This window comes from Erwinia sp. CGal63 (assembly GCF_037026505.1).
Taxonomy (GTDB): Bacteria; Pseudomonadota; Gammaproteobacteria; order Enterobacterales; family Enterobacteriaceae; genus Erwinia.
In genome coordinates this window covers 33,042-53,194 of sequence record NZ_JAKUMN010000003.1, presented here as the reverse complement: position 1 = coordinate 53,194, position 20,153 = coordinate 33,042, and the positions used below count along the sequence as shown (strand labels likewise).

Annotated in this window: 16 protein-coding genes; 5 read left to right on the top strand and 11 right to left on the bottom strand. The window is 58.4% G+C overall.

Going from position 1 to position 20,153, the window contains the following annotated elements:
• The first annotated feature begins 202 nt into the window (after nt 1–202).
• Nucleotides 203–961: an SDR family NAD(P)-dependent oxidoreductase gene (locus MKZ79_RS11500; protein WP_336142314.1), complete on the top strand. Its 759-nt coding sequence runs from the start codon at nt 203–205 to the stop codon at nt 959–961.
• Nucleotides 962–966: 5 nt separating this feature from the next.
• Here MKZ79_RS11500 and MKZ79_RS11495 read toward each other — a convergent pair whose 3' ends face one another.
• On the bottom strand, nt 967–1,887 hold the full coding sequence (locus MKZ79_RS11495) for an alpha/beta fold hydrolase (protein WP_336142311.1): 921 nt from the start codon (nt 1,885–1,887) through the stop codon (nt 967–969).
• Nucleotides 1,888–2,287: 400 nt separating this feature from the next.
• On the opposite strand from MKZ79_RS11495, the gene MKZ79_RS11490 reads away from it, so the two are divergent.
• Entirely contained in the window at nt 2,288–6,097 is a 3,810-nt protein-coding gene (locus tag MKZ79_RS11490; RefSeq protein ID WP_336142308.1) for an NAD(P)-binding protein, read from the top strand.
• A gap of 89 nt (nt 6,098–6,186) precedes the next feature.
• Here the strand turns inward: MKZ79_RS11490 and MKZ79_RS11485 are convergent, their stop codons facing one another.
• On the bottom strand, nt 6,187–6,726 hold the full coding sequence (locus MKZ79_RS11485; protein ID WP_336142303.1) for a single-stranded DNA-binding protein: 540 nt from the start codon (nt 6,724–6,726) through the stop codon (nt 6,187–6,189).
• 309 nt (nt 6,727–7,035) lie between these two features.
• Here MKZ79_RS11485 and uvrA point away from each other — a divergent pair, with 309 nt between their 5' ends.
• Nucleotides 7,036–9,867, top strand: coding sequence for an excinuclease ABC subunit UvrA (gene uvrA / locus MKZ79_RS11480; protein ID WP_336142301.1), 2,832 nt, complete (start codon nt 7,036–7,038; stop codon nt 9,865–9,867).
• 238 nt (nt 9,868–10,105) lie between these two features.
• Nucleotides 10,106–11,158: an NAD(P)-dependent alcohol dehydrogenase gene (locus MKZ79_RS11475; protein ID WP_336142300.1), complete on the top strand. Its 1,053-nt coding sequence runs from the start codon at nt 10,106–10,108 to the stop codon at nt 11,156–11,158.
• Between the two features lie 59 nt (nt 11,159–11,217).
• Here the strand turns inward: MKZ79_RS11475 and MKZ79_RS11470 are convergent, their stop codons facing one another.
• From MKZ79_RS11470 to dnaB, 6 genes are all read right to left on the bottom strand, one after another.
• Nucleotides 11,218–11,547, bottom strand: coding sequence for an MmcQ/YjbR family DNA-binding protein (locus MKZ79_RS11470; protein ID WP_336142298.1), 330 nt, complete (start codon nt 11,545–11,547; stop codon nt 11,218–11,220).
• Nucleotide 11,548: 1 nt separating this feature from the next.
• Nucleotides 11,549–11,965 carry a secondary thiamine-phosphate synthase enzyme YjbQ gene (locus MKZ79_RS11465; protein ID WP_336142295.1) on the bottom strand — a complete coding sequence of 139 codons (417 nt, stop codon included), beginning with the start codon at nt 11,963–11,965 and terminating at the stop codon, nt 11,549–11,551.
• An 89-nt stretch (nt 11,966–12,054) separates the two neighbouring features.
• Nucleotides 12,055–12,345, bottom strand: a complete 291-nt coding sequence (locus MKZ79_RS11460) for an AzlD family protein (protein ID WP_336142293.1) — start codon at nt 12,343–12,345, stop codon at nt 12,055–12,057.
• Nucleotides 12,342–13,079, bottom strand: a complete 738-nt coding sequence (locus MKZ79_RS11455) for an AzlC family ABC transporter permease (RefSeq protein WP_336142290.1) — start codon at nt 13,077–13,079, stop codon at nt 12,342–12,344. The genes MKZ79_RS11460 and MKZ79_RS11455 overlap by 4 nt, the downstream gene beginning before the upstream one ends.
• 121 nt (nt 13,080–13,200) lie before the next feature.
• Nucleotides 13,201–14,394, bottom strand: a complete 1,194-nt coding sequence (locus tag MKZ79_RS11450; protein WP_336142287.1) for an amino acid aminotransferase — start codon at nt 14,392–14,394, stop codon at nt 13,201–13,203.
• 47 nt (nt 14,395–14,441) lie between these two features.
• On the bottom strand, nt 14,442–15,857 hold the full coding sequence (gene dnaB, locus MKZ79_RS11445) for a replicative DNA helicase (RefSeq protein WP_336142283.1): 1,416 nt from the start codon (nt 15,855–15,857) through the stop codon (nt 14,442–14,444).
• A gap of 92 nt (nt 15,858–15,949) precedes the next feature.
• Here dnaB and MKZ79_RS11440 point away from each other — a divergent pair, with 92 nt between their 5' ends.
• Nucleotides 15,950–16,930 carry a quinone oxidoreductase gene (locus MKZ79_RS11440; protein ID WP_336142278.1) on the top strand — a complete coding sequence of 327 codons (981 nt, stop codon included), beginning with the start codon at nt 15,950–15,952 and terminating at the stop codon, nt 16,928–16,930.
• 230 nt (nt 16,931–17,160) lie between these two features.
• Here MKZ79_RS11440 and pspG read toward each other — a convergent pair whose 3' ends face one another.
• From pspG to MKZ79_RS11425, 3 genes are all read right to left on the bottom strand, one after another.
• Nucleotides 17,161–17,391 carry an envelope stress response protein PspG gene (pspG, locus tag MKZ79_RS11435; protein ID WP_336142276.1) on the bottom strand — a complete coding sequence of 77 codons (231 nt, stop codon included), beginning with the start codon at nt 17,389–17,391 and terminating at the stop codon, nt 17,161–17,163.
• 212 nt (nt 17,392–17,603) lie between these two features.
• Nucleotides 17,604–18,599, bottom strand: a complete 996-nt coding sequence (gene dusA / locus MKZ79_RS11430; RefSeq protein ID WP_336142274.1) for a tRNA dihydrouridine(20/20a) synthase DusA — start codon at nt 18,597–18,599, stop codon at nt 17,604–17,606.
• Nucleotides 18,600–18,712: 113 nt separating this feature from the next.
• Nucleotides 18,713–19,957 carry a conjugal transfer protein TraF gene (locus MKZ79_RS11425; protein ID WP_336142271.1) on the bottom strand — a complete coding sequence of 415 codons (1,245 nt, stop codon included), beginning with the start codon at nt 19,955–19,957 and terminating at the stop codon, nt 18,713–18,715.
• Nucleotides 19,958–20,153: the final 196 nt, after the last annotated feature.

Below are 20,153 nucleotides of genomic sequence, written 5' to 3'. Positions count from 1 at the left end.
CTATTAAGTCATGCCTGAGTCAGTTAAGCAATGTTTATTTTTTATATTTTTTCCGCTGACCTGATTTTGCCGCGCTGTTTAAACGCTGTGGCAGCTAAATAAGCTACGATTTTATTAAGTTGCGCCAAACAGCAGCAATAATTGGGCGCCTGCCGCTGCGCTTATTTTTATATCCTCGTTTTTTCCACAGGAGAAACGCTTAATGATCGATGACGCTTATACCCGCTACGCCAGCCTGGAGGATAAAACCGTAGTGATTACCGGCGGCGCCAGCGGCATCGGCGCGGATCTGGTTGCCGCTTTCACACAGCAGCGCAGCCGCGTCCACTTTTTGGATATCGATCGCGGCGGCGAAGCGCTGGCGCGCCAGCTTAACGCGACTTACCACTATTGCGATTTACGTGACGGCGAGACGCTGCGAACGCTGATCCACCATATCGCCATGCAGGAAGGCGCGCTGGATGTGCTGATTAACAATGCCGCCAACGACGATCGCCACGATCTTTTTGCCGTTAAGCCGGAATACTGGCGCGATCGGCTGGCGGTCAATCTGGATCATCAGTTCTTCGCCAGCCAGGCGGCGGCGGAAATCATGCGCCAGCAGCAATCGGGCAATATTATTCTGACCAGTTCCACCGCATTTATGAGAGGAAGACCAGGCATGGTCGGCTATACCACCGCGAAAGCCGCCATCGTAGGATTGAATCAGACGCTGACCCGCGAGCTGGGCGAGTACGGTATCCGCGTGAACTGCCTGCTGCCCGGCGCTATCGCCACGCCGAGGCAGCTGGCACTGTGGCGCACGCCAGAAGCGCAGGCGGAGATTCTGGCGACGCAGCCTTTGAAAATCACCTTACTGGGCCGTGACGTCGCCGCGATGGCGCTGTTCGTCGCTTCTGACGATGCGCGAGGCTGTACCGGCGCGCAGTTTATGATCGACGCAGGCATTCGTTTAAGCTGAGCGCTTCAGCCCGCTGCGGTTAAAAACGGCAGCAGCGTCGCCAGCGTCTTTTCCGGCACCTCTTCCTGCGGCGAATGACCGCACGGCAACGCCTCGCCGCTAACGTTATCGGCTTTTTCCCGCCACGTGGCGACTACGTCATAAAGCTGGCCGACCGTGCCTTTTTCGCCCCACAGCAGCAGCAGCGGACAGCCAATGCGTTTATCACTGTCCGCGGCGTCGTCCGCCAGATCGATGGTCGCTGACGCGCGATAATCTTCGCAGGCCGCATGGATCATTGCCGGATTTTGATAACAGCGCAGATAGTCGGCAAAAATTTCCGGCTCCGTGGCGCCGGGCGTTTTCAGCTGGCCCGCGATATGTTTTTCCAGGAAGAAAGCGGGATCGCTGCCGATCATCTTCTCCGGCAGCGGCGCGGGTTGGATCAGAAAGAACCACCAGAAATAGCGCGTGGCGAACTCTTTATTGGTTTGTGCGTACATGGTGGCGGTCGGCGCGATATCGATAAACACGCAGCGTTCCAGCCTCTCAGGATAATCAAGCGCCAGCCGGTGTCCGACTCGTCCGCCGCGATCGTGGCCAACAAAGGCAAATCGCTGGTAGCCCAGCTCGCTCATCAGCTGCGCGATATCTTGCGCCATCGCTTTTTTGGCGTACAGCCCGGTATCGCCATCGGGCTTATCGCTGTCGCCGTAGCCGCGCAGATCCGGCATGATCACCGTGAAGTGCCGGCTCAGTTCGGGCGCGATCTTTCGCCAGACCAGATGGTTTTGCGGATGGCCGTGCAGCAGCACCAGCGGCTTGCCCTGCCCCATGATAGCGACGCGTAGTCGGATGCCGTTTGGCAAGGCCACGTCTTTCAGCACGCAGTCCGGAATAAACGGCGATGCGCCTCTTAAGGTTCCAGCCTGCTGATGTTTCGTCATGTCGCGCTCCCGTTATTCGCTTTGTCAAAAGCGGCGCGGTTTTCTGCCCGCCTCTTCGTCCGGCTAAAGTTTAGCGCGCTTTTAAGGCGACTATTTTCCCGAAACGGACGGAAATCACGTTTGCTTTTCTGATGCTGGCTATACTCAGTACAAAGTTTCGCCGTCTGGCTGCGCACCCGCCGCCGACGCGACGAACGTCCGACCGCCGTTTCTCTTGCTTCTCACGACCTTCACAGCCATCCGTTTTCGCCGACTTCCGGCGGATATCGCCGATCTTACGGCGCGGAAAACCTTTTCAGGCCAATCGCGGTTAGCCTGCATAGCAGCATTTTTATCCAGCCGTCTGCAGACCGATGCTGGCGGAAAAATTTTCTCTTCAAAACGGCAAGGGAATTTTTAAATGGCGCTATTTCGCAGTTTTTGGCAGGCCGGTTACGAAGGAGCCGATCACGTTAATCCTCAGGGCGTGCGCCTGTCGATGAACGCTATTACCGACCACCTGCAGCAGGCGCGCCAGGATTATGCGCGGCTGAAGCGTTTTCATATCTCGACCGTACGTGAGAGCGTGGGCTGGCGGCTGGCGGAAACGGCGCAAGGCTATGACTTTACCTCGGTGGCGCTGCGTATGCAGGCCGCGCGCGAGCATGATATTCAAATCTCCTGGACTGTTTGCCACTACGGCTGGCCGGCGTTTCTTACTCTTTTTTCCAGCGAATTTGTCAGCAGCTTCGCGGCTTTTTGCGGCTCGCTAGCGGCTTTTCTCGCGCCTTTTTATGCGGAATCCGAGGCGCCGATCTACGCGCCGATGAATGAGATCTCTTTTCTTAGCTGGGGCATTTCGGTGGGCCTGTTCGCCTGCGCCGATGGCCCGGAAACCGACCGGGCGCTTGCCGCCAAGCGGCAGCTGGTGCGCGCCACGCTGGCAGCCTGCGACGCCATCCGGCAAGCCGATCCGCGCGCGCGTTTCCTGCACTGCGATCCGCTGATCTATGTTATCGCCGATGAGGATAGCGCGGTTTGTCATGAGGTCGCCCAGGGGATGACCGAATCGCAACATCAGGCGTGGGACATGATTGCAGGCCGCTGCGAGCCTGCGCTGGGCGGCGCTCCCCACTATCTGGATCTGATCGGCGTCAACTATTACCACGACAATCAATGGGAAGCATTTTCCGGTCGTCGGCTTTACTGGCATCTTGGCGATCCGCGCCGCAAGCCGCTGCACGAGCTGCTGACGACGCTGCATCAGCGCTATCAGCGGCCGCTGTTGCTGGCGGAAACCAGCCATGTCGGCAGCGGACGCGGCGCCTGGATCGCGGAGATCGCCGCCCAGGTGGCCCAGGCGCGGCTGGCGGACGTGGAGATCACCGGCGTCTGCCTTTACCCCATTATCGACCGGCCGCTCTGGGAGGATCTGACCTTCTGGACCCGCAGCGGATTATGGGATCTTGACCGACACTGCCCCGATCCCAACGCTCGTCAGCTACAGCACCCTTATGACCATGCTCTGCTCCTGGCGCAGCGAACAATGCGCCGTTTTCATTCCTTTATCGTGTCGGCCAGGGAAGCCCGGGAGAATAATATGAAAATGCCAGTCCTGATCGTATTCAGCCATCTGCGTTGGGGTTTTGTCTTTCAGCGTCCGCAGCATTTGCTGACACGTCTCGCGCAGCACTATCGCATTCTTTTCGTCGAGGAACCGATCTATCAGGCAGGGCCGGAAGAGATTCACACCAGCAGCCCGGCACCTAACGTGACGGTGATCCAGCCGCACACCGACGTCCACGCGCCCGGCTTTCACGATAGCCAGATCGCGCCGCTGCAACAGCTGCTCGCCACCCTGATTGACGATAGCGACCAGCCGCTGGTCTGGTTCTACACGCCAATGGCGCTGCCTCTACTTACCGGCCTGAAGCCGCGCGCCATTATCTACGACTGCATGGACGAGCTGTCGGCGTTCGATCTGGCGCCGCGCCAGCTGCAGCAGCGCGAATCCGCGCTGATGAGCCGGGCCGATCTGGTCTTTACCGGCGGCACCAGCCTCTATGAGGCGAAGAAAAGCAAGCATCCGCACGTCTATTGCTTTCCCAGCAGCGTTGACGCAGTACACTTCGAGCAGGCGCTGGACCGCAGCAACGGCCATCCTTTACAGGCAAATCTGCCGCCGCTGCGCCTTGGCTACTATGGCGTTATCGACGAACGCATGGATTTGCCGCTGATTGCGGCACTGGCCGACAGCCATCCTGAATGGCAAATAGTCATGGTAGGGCCGGTAGTGAAAATCGATCCAGCGACGCTGCCGCAGCGCGACAATATTCACTGGTTCGGCCAGCAGCCCTATCAGGCGCTGCCGCAGTTTCTGGCGGGCTGGGACGTCTGCCTGATGCCTTTCGCGCTGAACGCCTCTACTCGCTATATCAGTCCGACCAAGGTGCTGGAATATATGGCGGCTCGCCTGCCGATTGTCAGTACGGCTATCGCCGACGTGCAGCGACACTATGCTGGGCTGGTCGAGATCGCCACCGGTCATGCCGCCTTTATCCACGCCTGTGAAAAAATGCTGAAGCTGACGCCGGACGCTCGTCGAACGCTGGCCGCCGCTATGCAGGCAAAAGTGGCGGAAACCTCCTGGGACCGCACGGCGGATCGCATGGCTGAGCTGCTCGACCAGGCTATCGACGCTCGCATCGGGGAAACTGCCGACGGCGCCGGTTTGTCGGCACTGGCGCAGGATGTCCCCTGGTTCAGCCTTCAGCCGGAAGAAGCGGAGCCGGTTTCCTGCCTGATTGTCGGCGCGGGCCCGACCGGACTGAGCGCTGGCTATCACTATGGCGAAGGCGCGGTGCTGCTGGAGAAAAACGCGACGCCGGGCGGCTGGTGCCGCTCCGTCGAGCAGGCGGGTTTCACCTTTGACTACGCCGGTCATATCATGTTTTCTCAGGACCCTTATGTGCTGCAGCTGTACGAGATGCTACTGGGGGACAACCTGCACTGGCAGGAGCGGGAAGCCTGGGTTTACAGCGATGGCGTGCATACCCGTTATCCTTTTCAGTCCGCGCTGCATGGCCTTCCGGCGGCAGTGATTAAAGAGTGTATTCTCGGCGCTATCGAAGCGCGCTACGGCGAACCCGAGGCGCAAACGGTGCCGCTGAACGCCGCCGCCGCTAAAGATCTGCGCCGGACGGAAACCCGCCTGAGCCATCGTGACTGCTGCGCAGACGGCTCGGTACCGGATGAGGCGTGCGAGCTGACCGCCAGCCAGCCGGAGAATTTCGAGCAGTTTATCCTGCATACCTGGGGAAAAGGCATCGCGCGCCATTTTGCGCTGCCCTACAACAACAAACTTTGGAAGGTGCCGCTGACCGAGATGGAAACTTCATGGCTCGGCGGTCGCGTGCCGCTGCCGGATTTAGCGCAGATTATCGACGGCGCGCTGGAACCGCTGGCGAAGCCGGTTGGGCCTAACGCGCGCTTCGGCTATCCGCTGCGCGGCGGTTTTCAGGCGCTGATGGCCGGTTTTCTGCCGCATCTGAAATGCAGGCTGGAGACCAATACCGCCATCGTGAAAATTTTGCCGCAAACCCACATCGCGCAGCTCGCAGACGGCCGCAGCTATCGTTACGAGCAGCTAATTAACACTATGCCGCTGCCGGAGCTGATTGCGCTGATGGGCGACGAAGCGCCACAAAACGTACAGACTGCCGCCAGGCAGCTGCGCCATGTGTCGGTGCGTTGCGTCAACCTGGGTATCGGCCGCGCCGACCTTAGCGAGAAGCACTGGATTTACTATCCTGGCGACACGATTTTTCACCGTATCTTCCTGCAGGGCAACGCCAGCCCGCACAATAACCCCGAGAACGGCTTCGGCCTGACCTGCGAGATTAGCTACTGCGCCTCCCAGCCTTTGCCGCTGGAAGGCGACGCGCTGATCGCCCGCTGCGTGGAAGATTGCATTCGGGTCGGCATGATCCGCGCCGATGATCCGATTCTTTCCGCCAGCGAGGTCGATATGCCTTACGCCTACGTGGTTTATGATCATCAGCGCCAGGCCAACGTCGCGCTAATTCGCCAGTGGCTGCTGACGCAGGATATTCACCTGTCGGGCCGTTACAGCGAATGGGAGTACTACAATTCGGATCATGCCTTCCTGGCGGGCAAGCGCGCGGCGGAAAACGTGAAAAGCCAGCGATTTTCTACCAGCACGCTGGGGTAATCGCCTGTCTGATACCCATAAAAAAACCCCGTTTACACGGGGTTTTTAGCGATACTCGCTGCTTCGCGCCAGGCCGCTGGCCGGGCAAATCAGAACGGGATATCGTCGTCGAAATCCATTGGCGGCTCGTTGCCTGCCGGCGCGCTGCTCTGCTGCGGCTGTGGACGAGACTGAGACTGCTGCTGACCGCCGCTGAACTGGTTGCCGCCCTGAGGCTGCTGCGGCTGGCCCCAGCCGTTGTTGTTGCCCTGGCTCTGACCGCCGGGCGCGCCGCCGCCCTGGCGTCCGCCCAGCATCTGCATGGTGCCGCCAACGTTGACCACGACCTCGGTGGTGTATTTCTCTACGCCCGCCTGGTCGGTCCATTTGCGCGTCTGCAGCGAGCCTTCGATATAAACCTGAGAGCCTTTACGCAGGTATTCGCCCGCCACTTCCGCCAGCTTGCCGAACAGCACAACGCGGTGCCATTCGGTTTTCTCTTTGGTTTCGCCGGTCTGCTTGTCACGCCAGCTTTCGGACGTGGCCAGCGTGATGTTGGCAACGGCGCCGCCGTTCGGCATATAGCGGACTTCCGGATCCTGACCCAGATTTCCCACCAGGATTACTTTATTTACGCCTCTGCTGGCCATGTTCGTCTCTCCGATAAATGTTCTTAACTTAAGGATCAAATTCTAACACGCCGGGGACGCAGTTTATACCTCGGGTCGCCGCGTTTACGAGCCGGCTCGAAAAGGTTTTTTCCGCGTACAGATTTCCTCTGGCGAGTGAAGCGGGATTGCCGAACGCCGCCCCGCTGTCCGGCGATGTCAGCCGTCTGCTGTCTATTATACACGCAAACACTGTATATCCATTCAGGTTTTTTTGTGCCATACTAACAGGCTTAATTCTGGCCGTGCCGGGCAGGCATGGTGGAGTCCGTGTTAATCCGGGAAGTGTGAATGGATAAGATAGAAGTACGGGGTGCGCGCACCCATAACCTGAAGAATATCAACCTGATCATCCCTCGCGACAAACTGATCGTCGTCACCGGCCTGTCGGGGTCGGGGAAATCGTCGCTGGCGTTCGATACGCTCTACGCCGAGGGACAACGCCGCTACGTGGAGTCGCTTTCCGCCTATGCGCGTCAGTTTCTGTCGCTGATGGAAAAACCGGACGTCGATCATATCGAAGGACTTTCGCCGGCCATTTCGATCGAACAGAAATCGACCTCGCATAACCCGCGCTCCACCGTCGGCACCATTACGGAAATCCACGACTACCTGCGCCTGCTGTTTGCCCGCGTGGGCGAGCCGCGCTGCCCTGACCATGACGTCACGCTGGCGGCGCAGACGGTCAGCCAGATGGTGGACAACGTGCTGTCGGAGCCGGAAGGCCGCCGCCTGATGCTGCTGGCGCCTATCGTCAAAGAGCGCAAGGGCGAGCATACCAAAACGCTGGAAAACCTGGCTTCCCAGGGCTATATCCGCGCGCGCATCGACGGCGAGGTTTGCGATCTTTCCGATCCGCCAAAGCTGGAGCTGCAGAAAAAACACACCATCGAAGTGGTGGTGGATCGCTTTAAGGTGCGTGAAGATCTGAAACAGCGCCTGGCGGAATCGTTTGAAACCGCGCTGGAGCTTTCCGGCGGCACCGCCGTTATCGCCGATATGGACGACGCCCAGGCGGAAGAGATGATCTTCTCCGCCAACTTCGCCTGCCCGATCTGCGGCTACAGCATGACGGAACTGGAACCACGTCTGTTCTCGTTCAATAACCCGGCGGGCGCCTGCCCAACCTGCGACGGCCTGGGCGTGCAGCAATATTTCGATCCCGACCGCGTGGTGCAGAACCCGGAGCTGTCGCTGGCCGGCGGCGCGATCCGCGGCTGGGATCGCCGCAACTTCTACTACTTCCAGATGCTGCGCTCGCTGGCCGAGCACCTGGATTTCGATGTCGAAGCGCCGTTTGACTCGCTGAGCGATAAAGCTCGCAAAATCATTCTGTACGGCTCCGGCAAAGAGAGCATTGAGTTCAAGTACATCAACGATCGCGGCGACACTTCCGTGCGCCGTCATCCGTTTGAAGGCGTGCTGCATAACATGGAGCGCCGCTATAAAGAGACGGAATCCAACGCGGTGCGCGAGGATCTGGCGAAATTTATCAGCAACCGCGCCTGCGCAACCTGTGACGGCACGCGCCTGCGTCGCGAAGCGCGCCACGTCTATGTCGAGAACACCACGCTGCCGACTATCTCCGATATGAGCATCGGCCATGCGATGGAATTCTTCCAGAACATGAAGCTGAGCGGACAGCGCGCCAAAATCGCCGAGAAAGTGCTGAAGGAGATTGGCGACCGTCTGAAGTTCCTGGTCAACGTCGGCCTGAACTATCTGTCGATGTCCCGTTCCGCCGAAACGCTGTCAGGCGGCGAGGCGCAGCGTATTCGTCTGGCAAGCCAGATTGGTGCGGGCCTGGTAGGCGTGATGTACGTGCTGGATGAGCCTTCTATCGGTCTGCATCAGCGCGATAACGAGCGTCTGCTGGAGACGCTGGTGCACCTGCGCGATCTGGGCAACACCGTTATTGTGGTCGAGCACGATGAAGACGCTATTCGCGCCGCTGACCACGTGATCGATATCGGCCCGGGCGCTGGCGTTCACGGCGGCCAGGTCGTAGCCGAAGGCACGGTCGACGATATCATGGCGGTGAAAGAGTCGCTGACCGGGCAATACCTGAGCGGCGAACGCGGCATCCTGGTGCCGGAAGAGCGCGTGAAGGCGGATGCGAACAAAGTGTTAAGGCTGAGCGGTGCGAAGGGTAACAACCTGAAAGATGTGACGCTGACGCTGCCGGTTGGCCTGTTTAGCTGCATTACCGGCGTTTCCGGCTCCGGCAAATCCACGCTGATCAACGATACGCTGTTCCCGATAGCCCAGCGCCAGCTGAACGGCGCCACCATCGCCGAGCCTGCGCCCTATCGCGAAGTCACCGGCATGGAGCATTTCGACAAGGTTATCGATATCGACCAGAGCCCGATCGGTCGCACACCGCGCTCCAACCCGGCGACCTACACCGGCATCTTTACGCCGGTGCGTGAGCTGTTCGCGGGCGTGCCGGAGGCGCGTACGCGCGGCTATACGCCGGGCCGCTTCAGCTTCAACGTGCGCGGTGGGCGCTGCGAAGCCTGCCAGGGCGACGGCGTAATCAAAGTAGAAATGCACTTTCTGCCGGATATTTACGTGCCGTGCGACCAGTGTAAGGGCAAGCGCTATAACCGCGAGACGCTGGAGATTAAGTACAAGGGCAAAAGCATTCACCAGGTGCTGGAGATGACCATCGAAGAGGCGCGCGAGTTCTTTGACGCGGTGCCTGCGCTGGCGCGCAAACTGCAGACGCTGATGGACGTGGGCCTTTCCTATATTCGCCTGGGCCAGTCGGCCACCACGCTTTCCGGCGGCGAGGCGCAGCGCGTCAAGCTGGCTCGCGAGCTGTCGAAGCGCGGCACCGGCCAGACGCTCTATATCCTTGACGAGCCGACCACAGGTCTGCACTTCGCGGATATCCAGCAGCTGCTTGCCGTGCTGCACCAGCTACGCGACCAGGGCAACACCATTGTGGTGATTGAGCACAACCTTGACGTGATTAAAACCGCGGACTGGATTGTCGACCTGGGGCCGGAAGGCGGCAGCGGCGGCGGTCAAATCCTGGTTTCCGGTACGCCGGAGACGGTGGCGGAGTGTAAGGAGTCGCATACCGCGCGCTTCCTTAAGCCGCTGTTAGCGAAAAAATAATCTTCTCTTCAGGCGCGGACGGCTGGCTGGCCGCGCCTTCTTCACCTCTGCGTTTTCTCGCCGTTTTCTTCGGCTTCTGCAATAAAATTGTCTTATTTCTGCTGGTTTTTAGTCATTTCAACGCAAAATTTGCAGGATCAGGCAAGATTTAAACAGGTTCCGGCATACTTCTGTGCCGATAACGCCACTATCCTTAATGGGCCTTCAGGCATACGCCATTCCACTATCAGGAGAGTCCATGAATATTACACATGCTTATGCCGCTAAAAGCGCCGACGCTAAGCTCGCGCCTTTTGAATTTCAGCCGCGCGAACTGCGTGAGCACGATGTACAGATTGAAATCCTTTACTGCGGCGTTTGTCATTCCGATTTACATCAGGCCCGCAACGAGTGGAAAAACACTATTTTTCCCGTCGTACCAGGCCATGAAATCGTCGGCCGCGTCACCGCTATGGGTGGCCACACGCACAAGTATAAAGTGGGCGATTTAGTCGGGGTCGGCTGTCTGGTCGACTCCTGCCGCACCTGCGACAGCTGTAAAGAAGATCTGGAGCAGTATTGCGAAAACGGCTTCACCGGCACTTACAACGGCGAAGACCGCGAAACCGGCGATATCACCTACGGCGGTTACTCCACGCAGATTATCGTTAACGAAGACTTCGTGCTGCGCGTGCCGGAAAATCTGGATCCCGCGGGTGCCGCGCCGCTGCTGTGCGCCGGTATCACCACCTATTCACCGCTGAACCATTGGGGCGCCGGCCCGGGCAAGAAAGTGGGTATCGTCGGGCTGGGCGGCCTGGGCCATATGGGCGTGAAAATCGCACATGCGATGGGCGCGCACGTCGTGCTGTTTACCACTTCCCCTTCTAAAGTGGAAGACGGCAAGCGTCTGGGCGCGGATGAAGTGGTGATCTCTAAAGATCCTGAGCAGATGGCGCAGCACGCCAACAGCTTCGACTTTATCCTCAATACCGTCGCTGCGCCGCACGACCTCAACCCGTTTATCACCCTGCTGAAGCGCGACGGCAATATGACGCTGGTCGGCGCGCCGGAGCACGATCATCCGTCACCGCAGGTCTTTAACCTGATTTTCAAACGCCGCAGCATTGCCGGCTCGCTGATTGGCGGCATCAAAGAGACGCAGGAGATGCTGGATTTCTGCGGTAAGCACAACATCATCTCGGATATCGAGATGATTAAGATGGATGAGATCAACGAAGCCTACGAGCGCATGCTGAAAAGCGATGTGAAGTACCGCTTTGTGATTGATATCGCCACGCTGCGCGGCTGATTGCGCGTCCTGAGGCCCGACAGCGCTTAGCCTGCGGGCCTGTTTACGTCTGGATGGCGCTAAGCGGTTTTTGCCGCCAGCGCCTGCTGTAGCGAAGCGTCGATCAGATAGTAGATCTGGGAATCTTTCAGCGAACCATCCAGCAGCACGGTGCTCCAGTGCGTTTTATTCAGATGCGCGCTGGGCACCACATCAGCGTGCTGTTCCCGCAACAGCTCCGCCAGCGCGGGCGAAGTCTTCAGCGCCACGGCGGGATGACCATCAACCTCGTGCACCATAGCGAACATCACGTCGTCCACTTTGATCTGCGTTGCCTTCCAGTCGCTATGCACAACCTGTTCAGCGCCGGATTTATCCATGCAGTAGGACAAAAGATCCGATACGTTCATATTATTCCCCCTGTAACGTGGCGATAATGCGGCGGCTGCCGCCGTGATTGCGATGCTCGCCCAGCCAGATGCCCTGCCACGTGCCCAGAAGCAGCTTGCCGCGGTGTACCGGCAGCGTCAGCGATACGCCCAGCGAAGAGGATTTAATATGCGCAGGCATATCGTCCGCGCCTTCGTAGTCGTGCTCGTAGTTCGCCTTTTCCGGCACCTGACGCAGGAAATGGTTTTCCATATCGCTTCTGACCGTAGGATCGCAGTTTTCATTCAGCGTCAGCGACGCGGACGTGTGCTGTAGCAGCAGATGCAGCAGGCCTGTCTGCACATCGCCAAGCCGCCGCATTTCGCCCGTTATCTCCTCCGTTATCAGATGAAAACCGCGGGATTTGGGGCTCAGGGTAATAGTTTGCTGATACCACATAGTCTTGCTCCTTTGCTGAATGCGTCCCGTTAAGTGTGCAGCAGGATGCCAAAAGGTAAACCCGCAACGGCAAAAAGTGTGTAACCGCTTTAAAGCAGATAGCGTAACAGCGCCGTCGCAACCACGCTGATGATCACCACCGGCAGCAGGGAAAAGCGCATCGCCGCCAGCAGCGAAATGGCCAGCGCCAGCAGGTTGGCCGGCTCGGTGGTGACAAAATGCGGCGCGATAACGGTAATCAGCACGCAGCCGGGCGCGGCTTCCAGAATGGCTCGGGTGCGTGCGCTGAGCATTCTGTCGCGCAGGATCAGATAGCCTGCGATGCGCGTCAGGTAAGTGGTGGCGGCCATCAAAACGATGGTGAGAATGGTCAGGCTCACGAGACTCTCCTGTTCAGCAGAAGAATGGCGATGATGCCGCTCGCCGCGCCGACCGGCACATAGGCGGCGCCGGGAAAGTAGTGGTAAGTCGTTCCCGCGCAAATCAGGCTCACCAGCCACGGCAAACCGGAGCGCAGGCCTTTCCACATGCCCTTCAACAACACCAGAAACACCGCCGGAAACGCCATATCAAAGCCCCAGCGCGTAATATCGCCCAGCACAGGCCCGACGACCACGCCCAGACTGGTGGCGATAACCCAGGTGAACCAGAGCGACGCCGCCACGCCAACATAAAAACCGGTGCTGAACGAGGGATAAAGCCCGGCCGCTTTGCGCCTGGCGACATCCGCGACGCCCATCGCCCAGCTTTCATCGCACATCACGAACAGCGCCAACAGCGCTTTACGCGGCGGCAGATGCGCCAGGGAAGGCGCAAACGCGGCGCCCATCAGCAGATGACGACTGTTAACCAGCAGCGTGACCATCAAAATAGTCAGCAGATGCGGCGGCGAGCTCCACAGCGCTATGGCGGCGAACTCGGAACCGCCGGCGAAGTTCAGGCCGGTCATCAACGTCAGGTTAAACACGGAAAAGCCCTTTTGCGCCGCCTGAGCGCCAAGCAAAAGTCCAAAGGGCAGAATGCCGATAAGAATGGGCAGTGTGGCCAGCGTGCCTCGCCAGATCTCCTCAGAAAACGAGGCGGCGGACAGGGCCTGAGTACGACTACTGGACATAAACGTTCTCCTTGTGAGCGTCCAGTATATAAAAATCTTATGGCTGCAGGTTGTTATTGAGGCGTTAAAATTTGCTGGCGGGAAGAAACAAGCCGGCCGCGATGTCCGCGGCCGGAAAAGATTACATTACCGCGGCGAAAGCGTCGGCGACCTGCTTTACGTTGTCGTTGTTCAGGCCCGCCACGCACATGCGGCCGCTGGCGATCAGATAGATGCCGAACTCTTCGCGCAGGCGATCGACCTGGGCCGCGCTCAGGCCGGTATAGCTGAACATGCCGCGCTGCTTCAGCAGATAGTCAAAGTTTTTGCCCGGTACCGCCGCCGTCAGCGCATCTACCAGCGTCTGGCGCATAGTGCTGATACGCACGCGCATGCCTTCGACTTCCGCCAGCCACTGCGCTTTCAGCTCCGCGTCGTTCAGCACGCAGGAGACGACCTGAGCGCCGAAGTTTGGCGGGCTGGAGTAATTACGGCGCACGGTGGCTTTTAGCTGGCCCAGCACGCGGGAAGCTTGTTCCGCATCATCGCAGACCACGGAAAGGCCGCCGACACGCTCGCCGTACAGCGAGAAGATTTTCGAGAAGGAGTTGCTGACCAGCGCCGGCAGCCCGGCTGCGGCGATAGCGCGAATAGCGTAGGCGTCCTCTTCCATACCCGCGCCAAAGCCCTGATAGGCGATATCCAGGAACGGGATCAGATCGCGCTCTTTCAGCACGGCGGTGACGTTATCCCACTGCTCGTTGGTCAGATCCGCGCCGGTTGGGTTATGGCAGCAAGGATGCAGCAGCACGATGCTCTGTGGCGGCAGCGTCTTCAGCGTAGCGATCAGCTCTTCAAATTTTACGCCGTTGGTTTCGTCGTCATACCACGGATAGGTGTTCACCGTGAAACCCGCGCCGGAGAAGATAGCGATATGGTTCTCCCAGGTAGGATTGCTGACCCAAACCTGAGAACCCGGAAAATAAGCCTTCAGGAAATCCGCACCAACCTTCAGCGCGCCGGAGCCGCCAACGGTCTGGATAGTCGCGACGCGCCCGGCCTGCAAGACCGAATGCTCCTGACCAAACAGCAGCGGCGTCACCGCGCTGCGATAGGCCGCCAGACCTTCCATCGGCAGATAGAGAGAAGCCTCGTGCGCCTGCGCGTTCAGCCGCGCTTCCGCCGCCGCAACCGCCTTCAGCTGTGGAATCACGCCCTGGCCGTCGTAATAGAGGCCGATGCTCAGGTTCACCTTGTGCGGGCGCGTATCCTGCTTGTAGGTTTCCATCAGGGAAAGAATCGGGTCGCCAGCATAGGCGTCAACGTTTTGGAACACGGTGCGAATCTCCATTTATTGGTTGGTCAATTTTCAGGGTCAGCGGGTTATTCGTCGTCGTACTGCGGGCCGGCGTAGTTGTCAAAGCGCGACCACTGGCCGTTAAAGGTCAGACGCACCGTACCGATCGGGCCGTTACGCTGCTTGCCCAGGATAATTTCCGCAATGCCTTTCAGATCGCTGTTTTCGTGATAAACCTCGTCGCGATAGATAAACATAATCAGGTCGGCGTCCTGCTCGATAGAGCCGGACTCGCGCAGATCCGAGTTCACCGGGCGTTTATCGGCGCGCTGCTCCAGCGAGCGGTTCAGCTGCGACAGCGCCACCACCGGCACCTGCAGCTCTTTCGCCAGCGCCTTCAGCGAGCGGGAGATTTCGGCGATCTCCAGCGTACGGTTATCGGAAAGCGACGGCACGCGCATCAGCTGCAGGTAGTCGATCATTATCAGGCTCAGGCCGCCGTGCTCGCGGAAAATACGGCGCGCTCGCGAGCGCACTTCCGTTGGCGTCAGGCCGGAAGAGTCATCGATAAACATGTTTTTCTTTTCCAGCAGAATACCCATGGTGCTGGAAATTCGCGCCCAGTCTTCGTCATCAAGCTGGCCGGTACGAATGCGGGTCTGATCGACGCGCGAAAGCGACGCCAGCATACGCATCATCAGCTGCTCGCCGGGCATCTCAAGGCTGAAAATTAAAACCGGTTTATCCTGCAGCATCGCCGCGTTTTCGCAGAGGTTCATCGCAAACGTGGTTTTACCCATCGACGGACGCGCCGCCACGATGATCAGATCCGAACGCTGCAGCCCGGCCGTTTTCTTGTTCAGATCCTGATAGCCGGTATCCACGCCGGTTACGCCGTCGTGCGGCGTTTGATAGAGCGATTCGATCCTGGAGATCGTCGCTTCAAGGATCTGATCGACGCTTTTCGGCCCTTCATCTTTGTTGGCACGATTTTCCGCAATCTGAAAGACGCGGGATTCCGCCAGATCGAGCAGATCTTCGCTGGTGCGGCCCTGCGGATCGTAACCCGCGTCGGCGATCTCGTTCGCCACCGCGATCATCTCGCGAACTACCGCACGTTCGCGCACGATATCGGCATAGGCGCCGATGTTCGCCGCGCTTGGCGTGTTTTTCGACAGCTCCGCCAGATAGGCGAAGCCGCCAACCATGCTCAGCTCGCCTTTGGTTTCCAGCGATTCAGAAAGCGTGATCAAATCGATAGGCTTGCCCATCTCCAGCAGCCGCTGCATTTCGCTGAAAATCATGCGATGCGGACGGCTGAAGAAGTCCTGCGCCACTACGCGCTCGGAGACGTTGTCCCAACGCTCGTTATCCAGCATCAGGCCGCCCAACACGGACTGCTCCGCTTCCAGCGAATGGGGCGGCAGCTTCAGCCCTTCCATTTGCCGATCGCGCGGCTCACGGTTTTCATTGGATTTGTTGGTGGGTTTATTTCCTGCCATAGTGATGTAATACCTTGTGTGGGGACGCGCCAGTATACCCGTTTGGCGACCTTTCGTCCTCCTTCAATGACGCGGATTCTACAGGAGCGAGCATGGCAAAACGTATACAAATCAGCCAGCACGGCGGCCCGGAAGTGATTCAGGTTATCGAGGCGGACATCCCGGAACCGGCAGCAGGTGAAGTGGTGGTTGAGAATAAAGCCATCGGCATCAACTATATCGATACCTACGTGCGCAGCGGGCTTTATCCGGCCGCTTTGCCCAGCGGCTTAGGAACGGAAGCGGCCGGCATTGTCAGAAGCGTGGGCGAAGGCGTGACCACGTTCAAAGCTGGCGATCGTGTAGTTTATGCCCAGTCTTCGCTGGGCGCCTACAGCGAATATCATGCCGTGCAGGCCGACAAGCTGGCGCTGCTGCCTGACAGCATTTCGTTTGAGCAGGCGGCGGCCTCGTTTCTGAAAGGGTTGACCGTCCACTATCTGCTGCGTCAGACCTATGTGGTACAGCCGGACGAGACTTTCCTGTTTCAGGCCGCCGCAGGCGGCGTAGGCTTGATCGCCTGTCAGTGGGCGAAAGCGCTGGGCGCGCATCTGATCGGCACCGTTGGCTCGGCGGAGAAAGCGATCAGGGCTAAAGAAGCCGGCGCCTGGCAAACCATCAATTATCGCGAGGAAGACGTGGCGAAGCGCGTGCTGGAATTGACCAACGGTAAGAAAGTGCGCGTGGTCTATGATTCGGTGGGCAAAGATACCTGGGAAGCTTCGCTGGACTGCCTGCAGCGGCGCGGCCTGATGGTGAGCTTCGGCAACTCGTCCGGCCCGGTCAACGGCGTCAATCTGGCGATCCTCAATCAGAAAGGCTCGCTGTACGTGACGCGTCCCTCGCTGAACGGCTATATCACCAACGCCGACGCGCTGACCCATGCCAGCAACGAACTCTTCTCACTGATCGCCAGCGGCGCTATCAAAGTGGACGTGCCGGAACAACAGAAGTTCGCGCTGGCGGATGCGCAGCAGGCGCATAAAACGCTGGAAAGCCGCGCGACTCAGGGCTCCTGCTTGCTGATTCCGTAACGGCGGATGCTACAAATAAGTGGGGCTTCCCGTAGGAAGCCCCTTTTTCTTTTTTATAGTTCGCGCTGTTTGTAGGGTCAGCGGCGATGAATTTCGCTAATTCAGTGAAAATCATCCTGACAGAATTCATAAGCAAAAAATATGTTTAATTGCAAAATCGTCTATGCGATCTGTCAGGTTGTGATCGACTCCGCATTACTCTGTGCAAACTTGTCGCCAACGCCCTGATTTTAGCGAGATATCCAACGTTCTGTTTTCGTCGTCGGTTTGCGGTATGCGCGATAAATCCATACCGCGGCGACCGCCAGCGCCAGCCACGGCAGCATTTTGAGCGCCACCATCAACAAGCCCGCGAACATCATCACCACGCTGGCGACGATAAGCGCCAGAATAATCCCCAGCAGCGAAACGCCGGTCATCAGCAGCATCACAAAAAAGCCAAGAACAAAGAAGATTTCCATCAGTCTCTCCCCATTAAAGATCCTCAGCATTTATGCAAGTTGCGTGCCAACACTGCTATTAACATAACCTAATGAAAGTATTGAAAAATATAAAACCACGTCAATTGCGCCGTGGTCAATATCCCTGTTACCTGGTGTGAATTTGACCAGGCTTTTATCCTTTCATGACTATTTATAGCTATAACGGCGTCAGGAAAGAGAGAGTCGGCAGATTAAACTGCTGTCGGCACCTTATCCGCTACCAGCGCCAGTGCTGCTTCCACAGTTTCCACGTTGGCGCCGGCCTTGTGGGCATTTTCGCTCAGATAGCGACGCCACTGGCGGGCGCCCGGAATACCCTGGAACAGGCCAAGCATATGGCGGGTGATATGGCCCAGATAGGTGCCCTGCGCCAGTTCACGCTCGATATAAGGATACATTGAGCGCACTACCGCTACCGGATCGATCGCGGGTCGATCGCTGCCGAACAGCTCGCGATCGACTTCCGCCAGCATTCCCGGATTCTGATAGGCTTCACGACCCACCATTACGCCATCCACATGCTGCAAGTGCGCTTTGGCTTCCGCCAGTGATTTGATACCGCCGTTAATCGACATCGTCAGATGCGGGAAATCGCGCTTCAGTTGATACACGCGTTCATAGTCCAGCGGCGGGATCTCGCGGTTCTCTTTCGGGCTGAGGCCGGAAAGCCAGGCTTTACGCGCGTGGATAATAAACATCTCGCAGCCGCCCTGTTCCGACACCTGACGGATAAAATCGCACAGGAACTCGTAGCTGTCCTGCTCGTCGATGCCGATACGGGTTTTCACCGTAACGGGGATCGATACGCGATCGCGCATCGCCCTAACGGCATCCGCCACCAGCGCCGCTTCGCCCATCAGGCAGGCGCCGAAACGCCCGTTCTGTACGCGATCCGACGGGCAGCCGACATTCAGGTTAATTTCGTTATAGCCGCGCGCCTGCGCCAGCTCGGCACATTGCGCCAGCGCCAGCGGATCGCTGCCGCCAAGCTGCAGCGCTACCGGCTGCTCTGCCTGGTTCCAGGCAAGATAGTCGCCTTTGCCGTGAATAATGGCGCCGGTCGTGACCATTTCGGTGTAAAGCAGCGCCTGGCCGGTCAGCTGACGATGAAAGTAGCGACAGTGGCGATCGGTCCAGTCCAGCATTGGGGCGACGGAAAAACGGTGGGCAGGTAAATTCTGGGTCATAAAACGCGCGGGCTCTGATTAACAAATGACGATAATGTGCGCAATGATACCATGCCGGGCGGCAATCGCTAAGCGGACGATGCGGGCGCAGCAGCGCTGCGCCCGAAAAGCAATCAGAAGGTAAAGTTCAGCTGGGCGACGGCGCCCCAGGTGTTGTCGTTGCCGCGCATCCCGGCCAGATCCAGATGCACCTTGTTAAACGGCGACAGGCCAAAGCCAGCGGTCGCCACGTTGGTGTCGTTGGATTTCATATCGGCGCGATAGCCCGCACGCAGCTGCAGCCAGCTTAACACGCGATATTCCACGCCTGCGCCTGCATACTGGCTGTCTTCCACCGTTTTAAAGCGTTTGGTCGGCGTGGCGTCAACGTCCAGCGCCGCCGTCAGCCGCTCGGTATGATAAGAAACGCCTGGCGTCACTACCGGCCGGATCTGGTAAGTGTCCTTATAGCCGTTCACCTCGCGGGTATCGATATCGCGCGCAATCAGGTTCTGCGCGCTGACGCCTAGCGTCCAGTGGTCGCCGACATCGGTCGCCACGCCGGCATCCATGTTGAACCCGGTATTGGAGTTCTTGTAGCGGCCTTTGGTGAAGTCCGACTTGTCGTAGTTATAGACAGAGGCGCTGTAGTTATAGAGGTAAGTCTTCTGGATCTTCGGCGTGATGCCGAAAGAAACCGGATGACCGGCAACATTGAATTCGTGCGCCACGGCCACGCCGTAATCGTAAACAATCGCACCGCGCCCCAGCGCCGCAGAGGTCAGATTATCCTGATCGCCGGGCAGCGGCAGCCTGGTGCCGTCGGCGATGCCCTGCAGATAATCGATATCGCCCTGGGTGACATCCGCCGTTACGTGTGCCGTACCGTAAGCTTTCGCCACGAATGCAAAAGGCAGCACTTCGTTCGGGACGGTGACCGCAACCGCCGCACCAGCCGTAGCCCAGGACTTACTGCCCTTGATGCCGCGCAGTTGATTAGCCAAATCGCCTGCCGCCGCCTGGACGCGCGGGTAGTCAGTCAGCAAACTTAAAGGATCCTGACGAGCGATATCCTGATAGCGATCAACGCTGTCGGTCAGATCGTCCACCTTGTCGATCAGCTTGTTTTTATCGCTCAGCTGCGCGCCGACGGCGGGAAGAATAATGCTGACATTATCCTCCGGCTGGGCTTTGGTCATCAGCGCCGGGTTAGCCAGCACCGCCGTCCCGTAAGTTGAAGAGGCCACGCCTGTTCCGCCCATCGCATCGTTACGGGCATCATAATAGCTGCCTGCGGCAAGCGCGCTTAACGGAGCCAGCAGCAGTACGGGAAAAACAGCCGGTCGGGCGAATCTGTTCAGCTTGAATTTTTTGACCATTTACCTCTAACCCTTCAACAATAAGAAGACTGCGCCTGAAGCGCGACCAGTACAATTAACCGTATAATGGGCCGAACCGCGGTAAGTCATTAGCCTGAACTAAGTCAAATTACCGGGGTTTTTCTGCTCATTGCACGGCTTTTAATCTGCTATCCGGCTTAAAAATCAACGGGTTTTTGCTGCGTGATGCGGGAAA

Coding starts and splice junctions, on each gene's coding strand:
- MKZ79_RS11455 (WP_336142290.1), bottom strand. CDS start 13,079: ATGTCCAGTAGTCGTACTCAGGCCCTGTCCGCCGCCTCGTTTTCTGAG.
- MKZ79_RS11470 (WP_336142298.1), bottom strand. CDS start 11,547: ATGAACGTATCGGATCTTTTGTCCTACTGCATGGATAAATCCGGCGCT.
- dusA (WP_336142274.1), bottom strand. CDS start 18,599: ATGACCCAGAATTTACCTGCCCACCGTTTTTCCGTCGCCCCAATGCTG.
- MKZ79_RS11475 (WP_336142300.1), top strand. CDS start 10,106: ATGAATATTACACATGCTTATGCCGCTAAAAGCGCCGACGCTAAGCTC.
- pspG (WP_336142276.1), bottom strand. CDS start 17,391: ATGGAAATCTTCTTTGTTCTTGGCTTTTTTGTGATGCTGCTGATGACC.
- MKZ79_RS11425 (WP_336142271.1), bottom strand. CDS start 19,957: ATGGTCAAAAAATTCAAGCTGAACAGATTCGCCCGACCGGCTGTTTTT.
- MKZ79_RS11465 (WP_336142295.1), bottom strand. CDS start 11,965: ATGTGGTATCAGCAAACTATTACCCTGAGCCCCAAATCCCGCGGTTTT.
- MKZ79_RS11485 (WP_336142303.1), bottom strand. CDS start 6,726: ATGGCCAGCAGAGGCGTAAATAAAGTAATCCTGGTGGGAAATCTGGGT.
- MKZ79_RS11500 (WP_336142314.1), top strand. CDS start 203: ATGATCGATGACGCTTATACCCGCTACGCCAGCCTGGAGGATAAAACC.
- MKZ79_RS11495 (WP_336142311.1), bottom strand. CDS start 1,887: ATGACGAAACATCAGCAGGCTGGAACCTTAAGAGGCGCATCGCCGTTT.
- dnaB (WP_336142283.1), bottom strand. CDS start 15,857: ATGGCAGGAAATAAACCCACCAACAAATCCAATGAAAACCGTGAGCCG.
- MKZ79_RS11440 (WP_336142278.1), top strand. CDS start 15,950: ATGGCAAAACGTATACAAATCAGCCAGCACGGCGGCCCGGAAGTGATT.
- MKZ79_RS11490 (WP_336142308.1), top strand. CDS start 2,288: ATGGCGCTATTTCGCAGTTTTTGGCAGGCCGGTTACGAAGGAGCCGAT.
- uvrA (WP_336142301.1), top strand. CDS start 7,036: ATGGATAAGATAGAAGTACGGGGTGCGCGCACCCATAACCTGAAGAAT.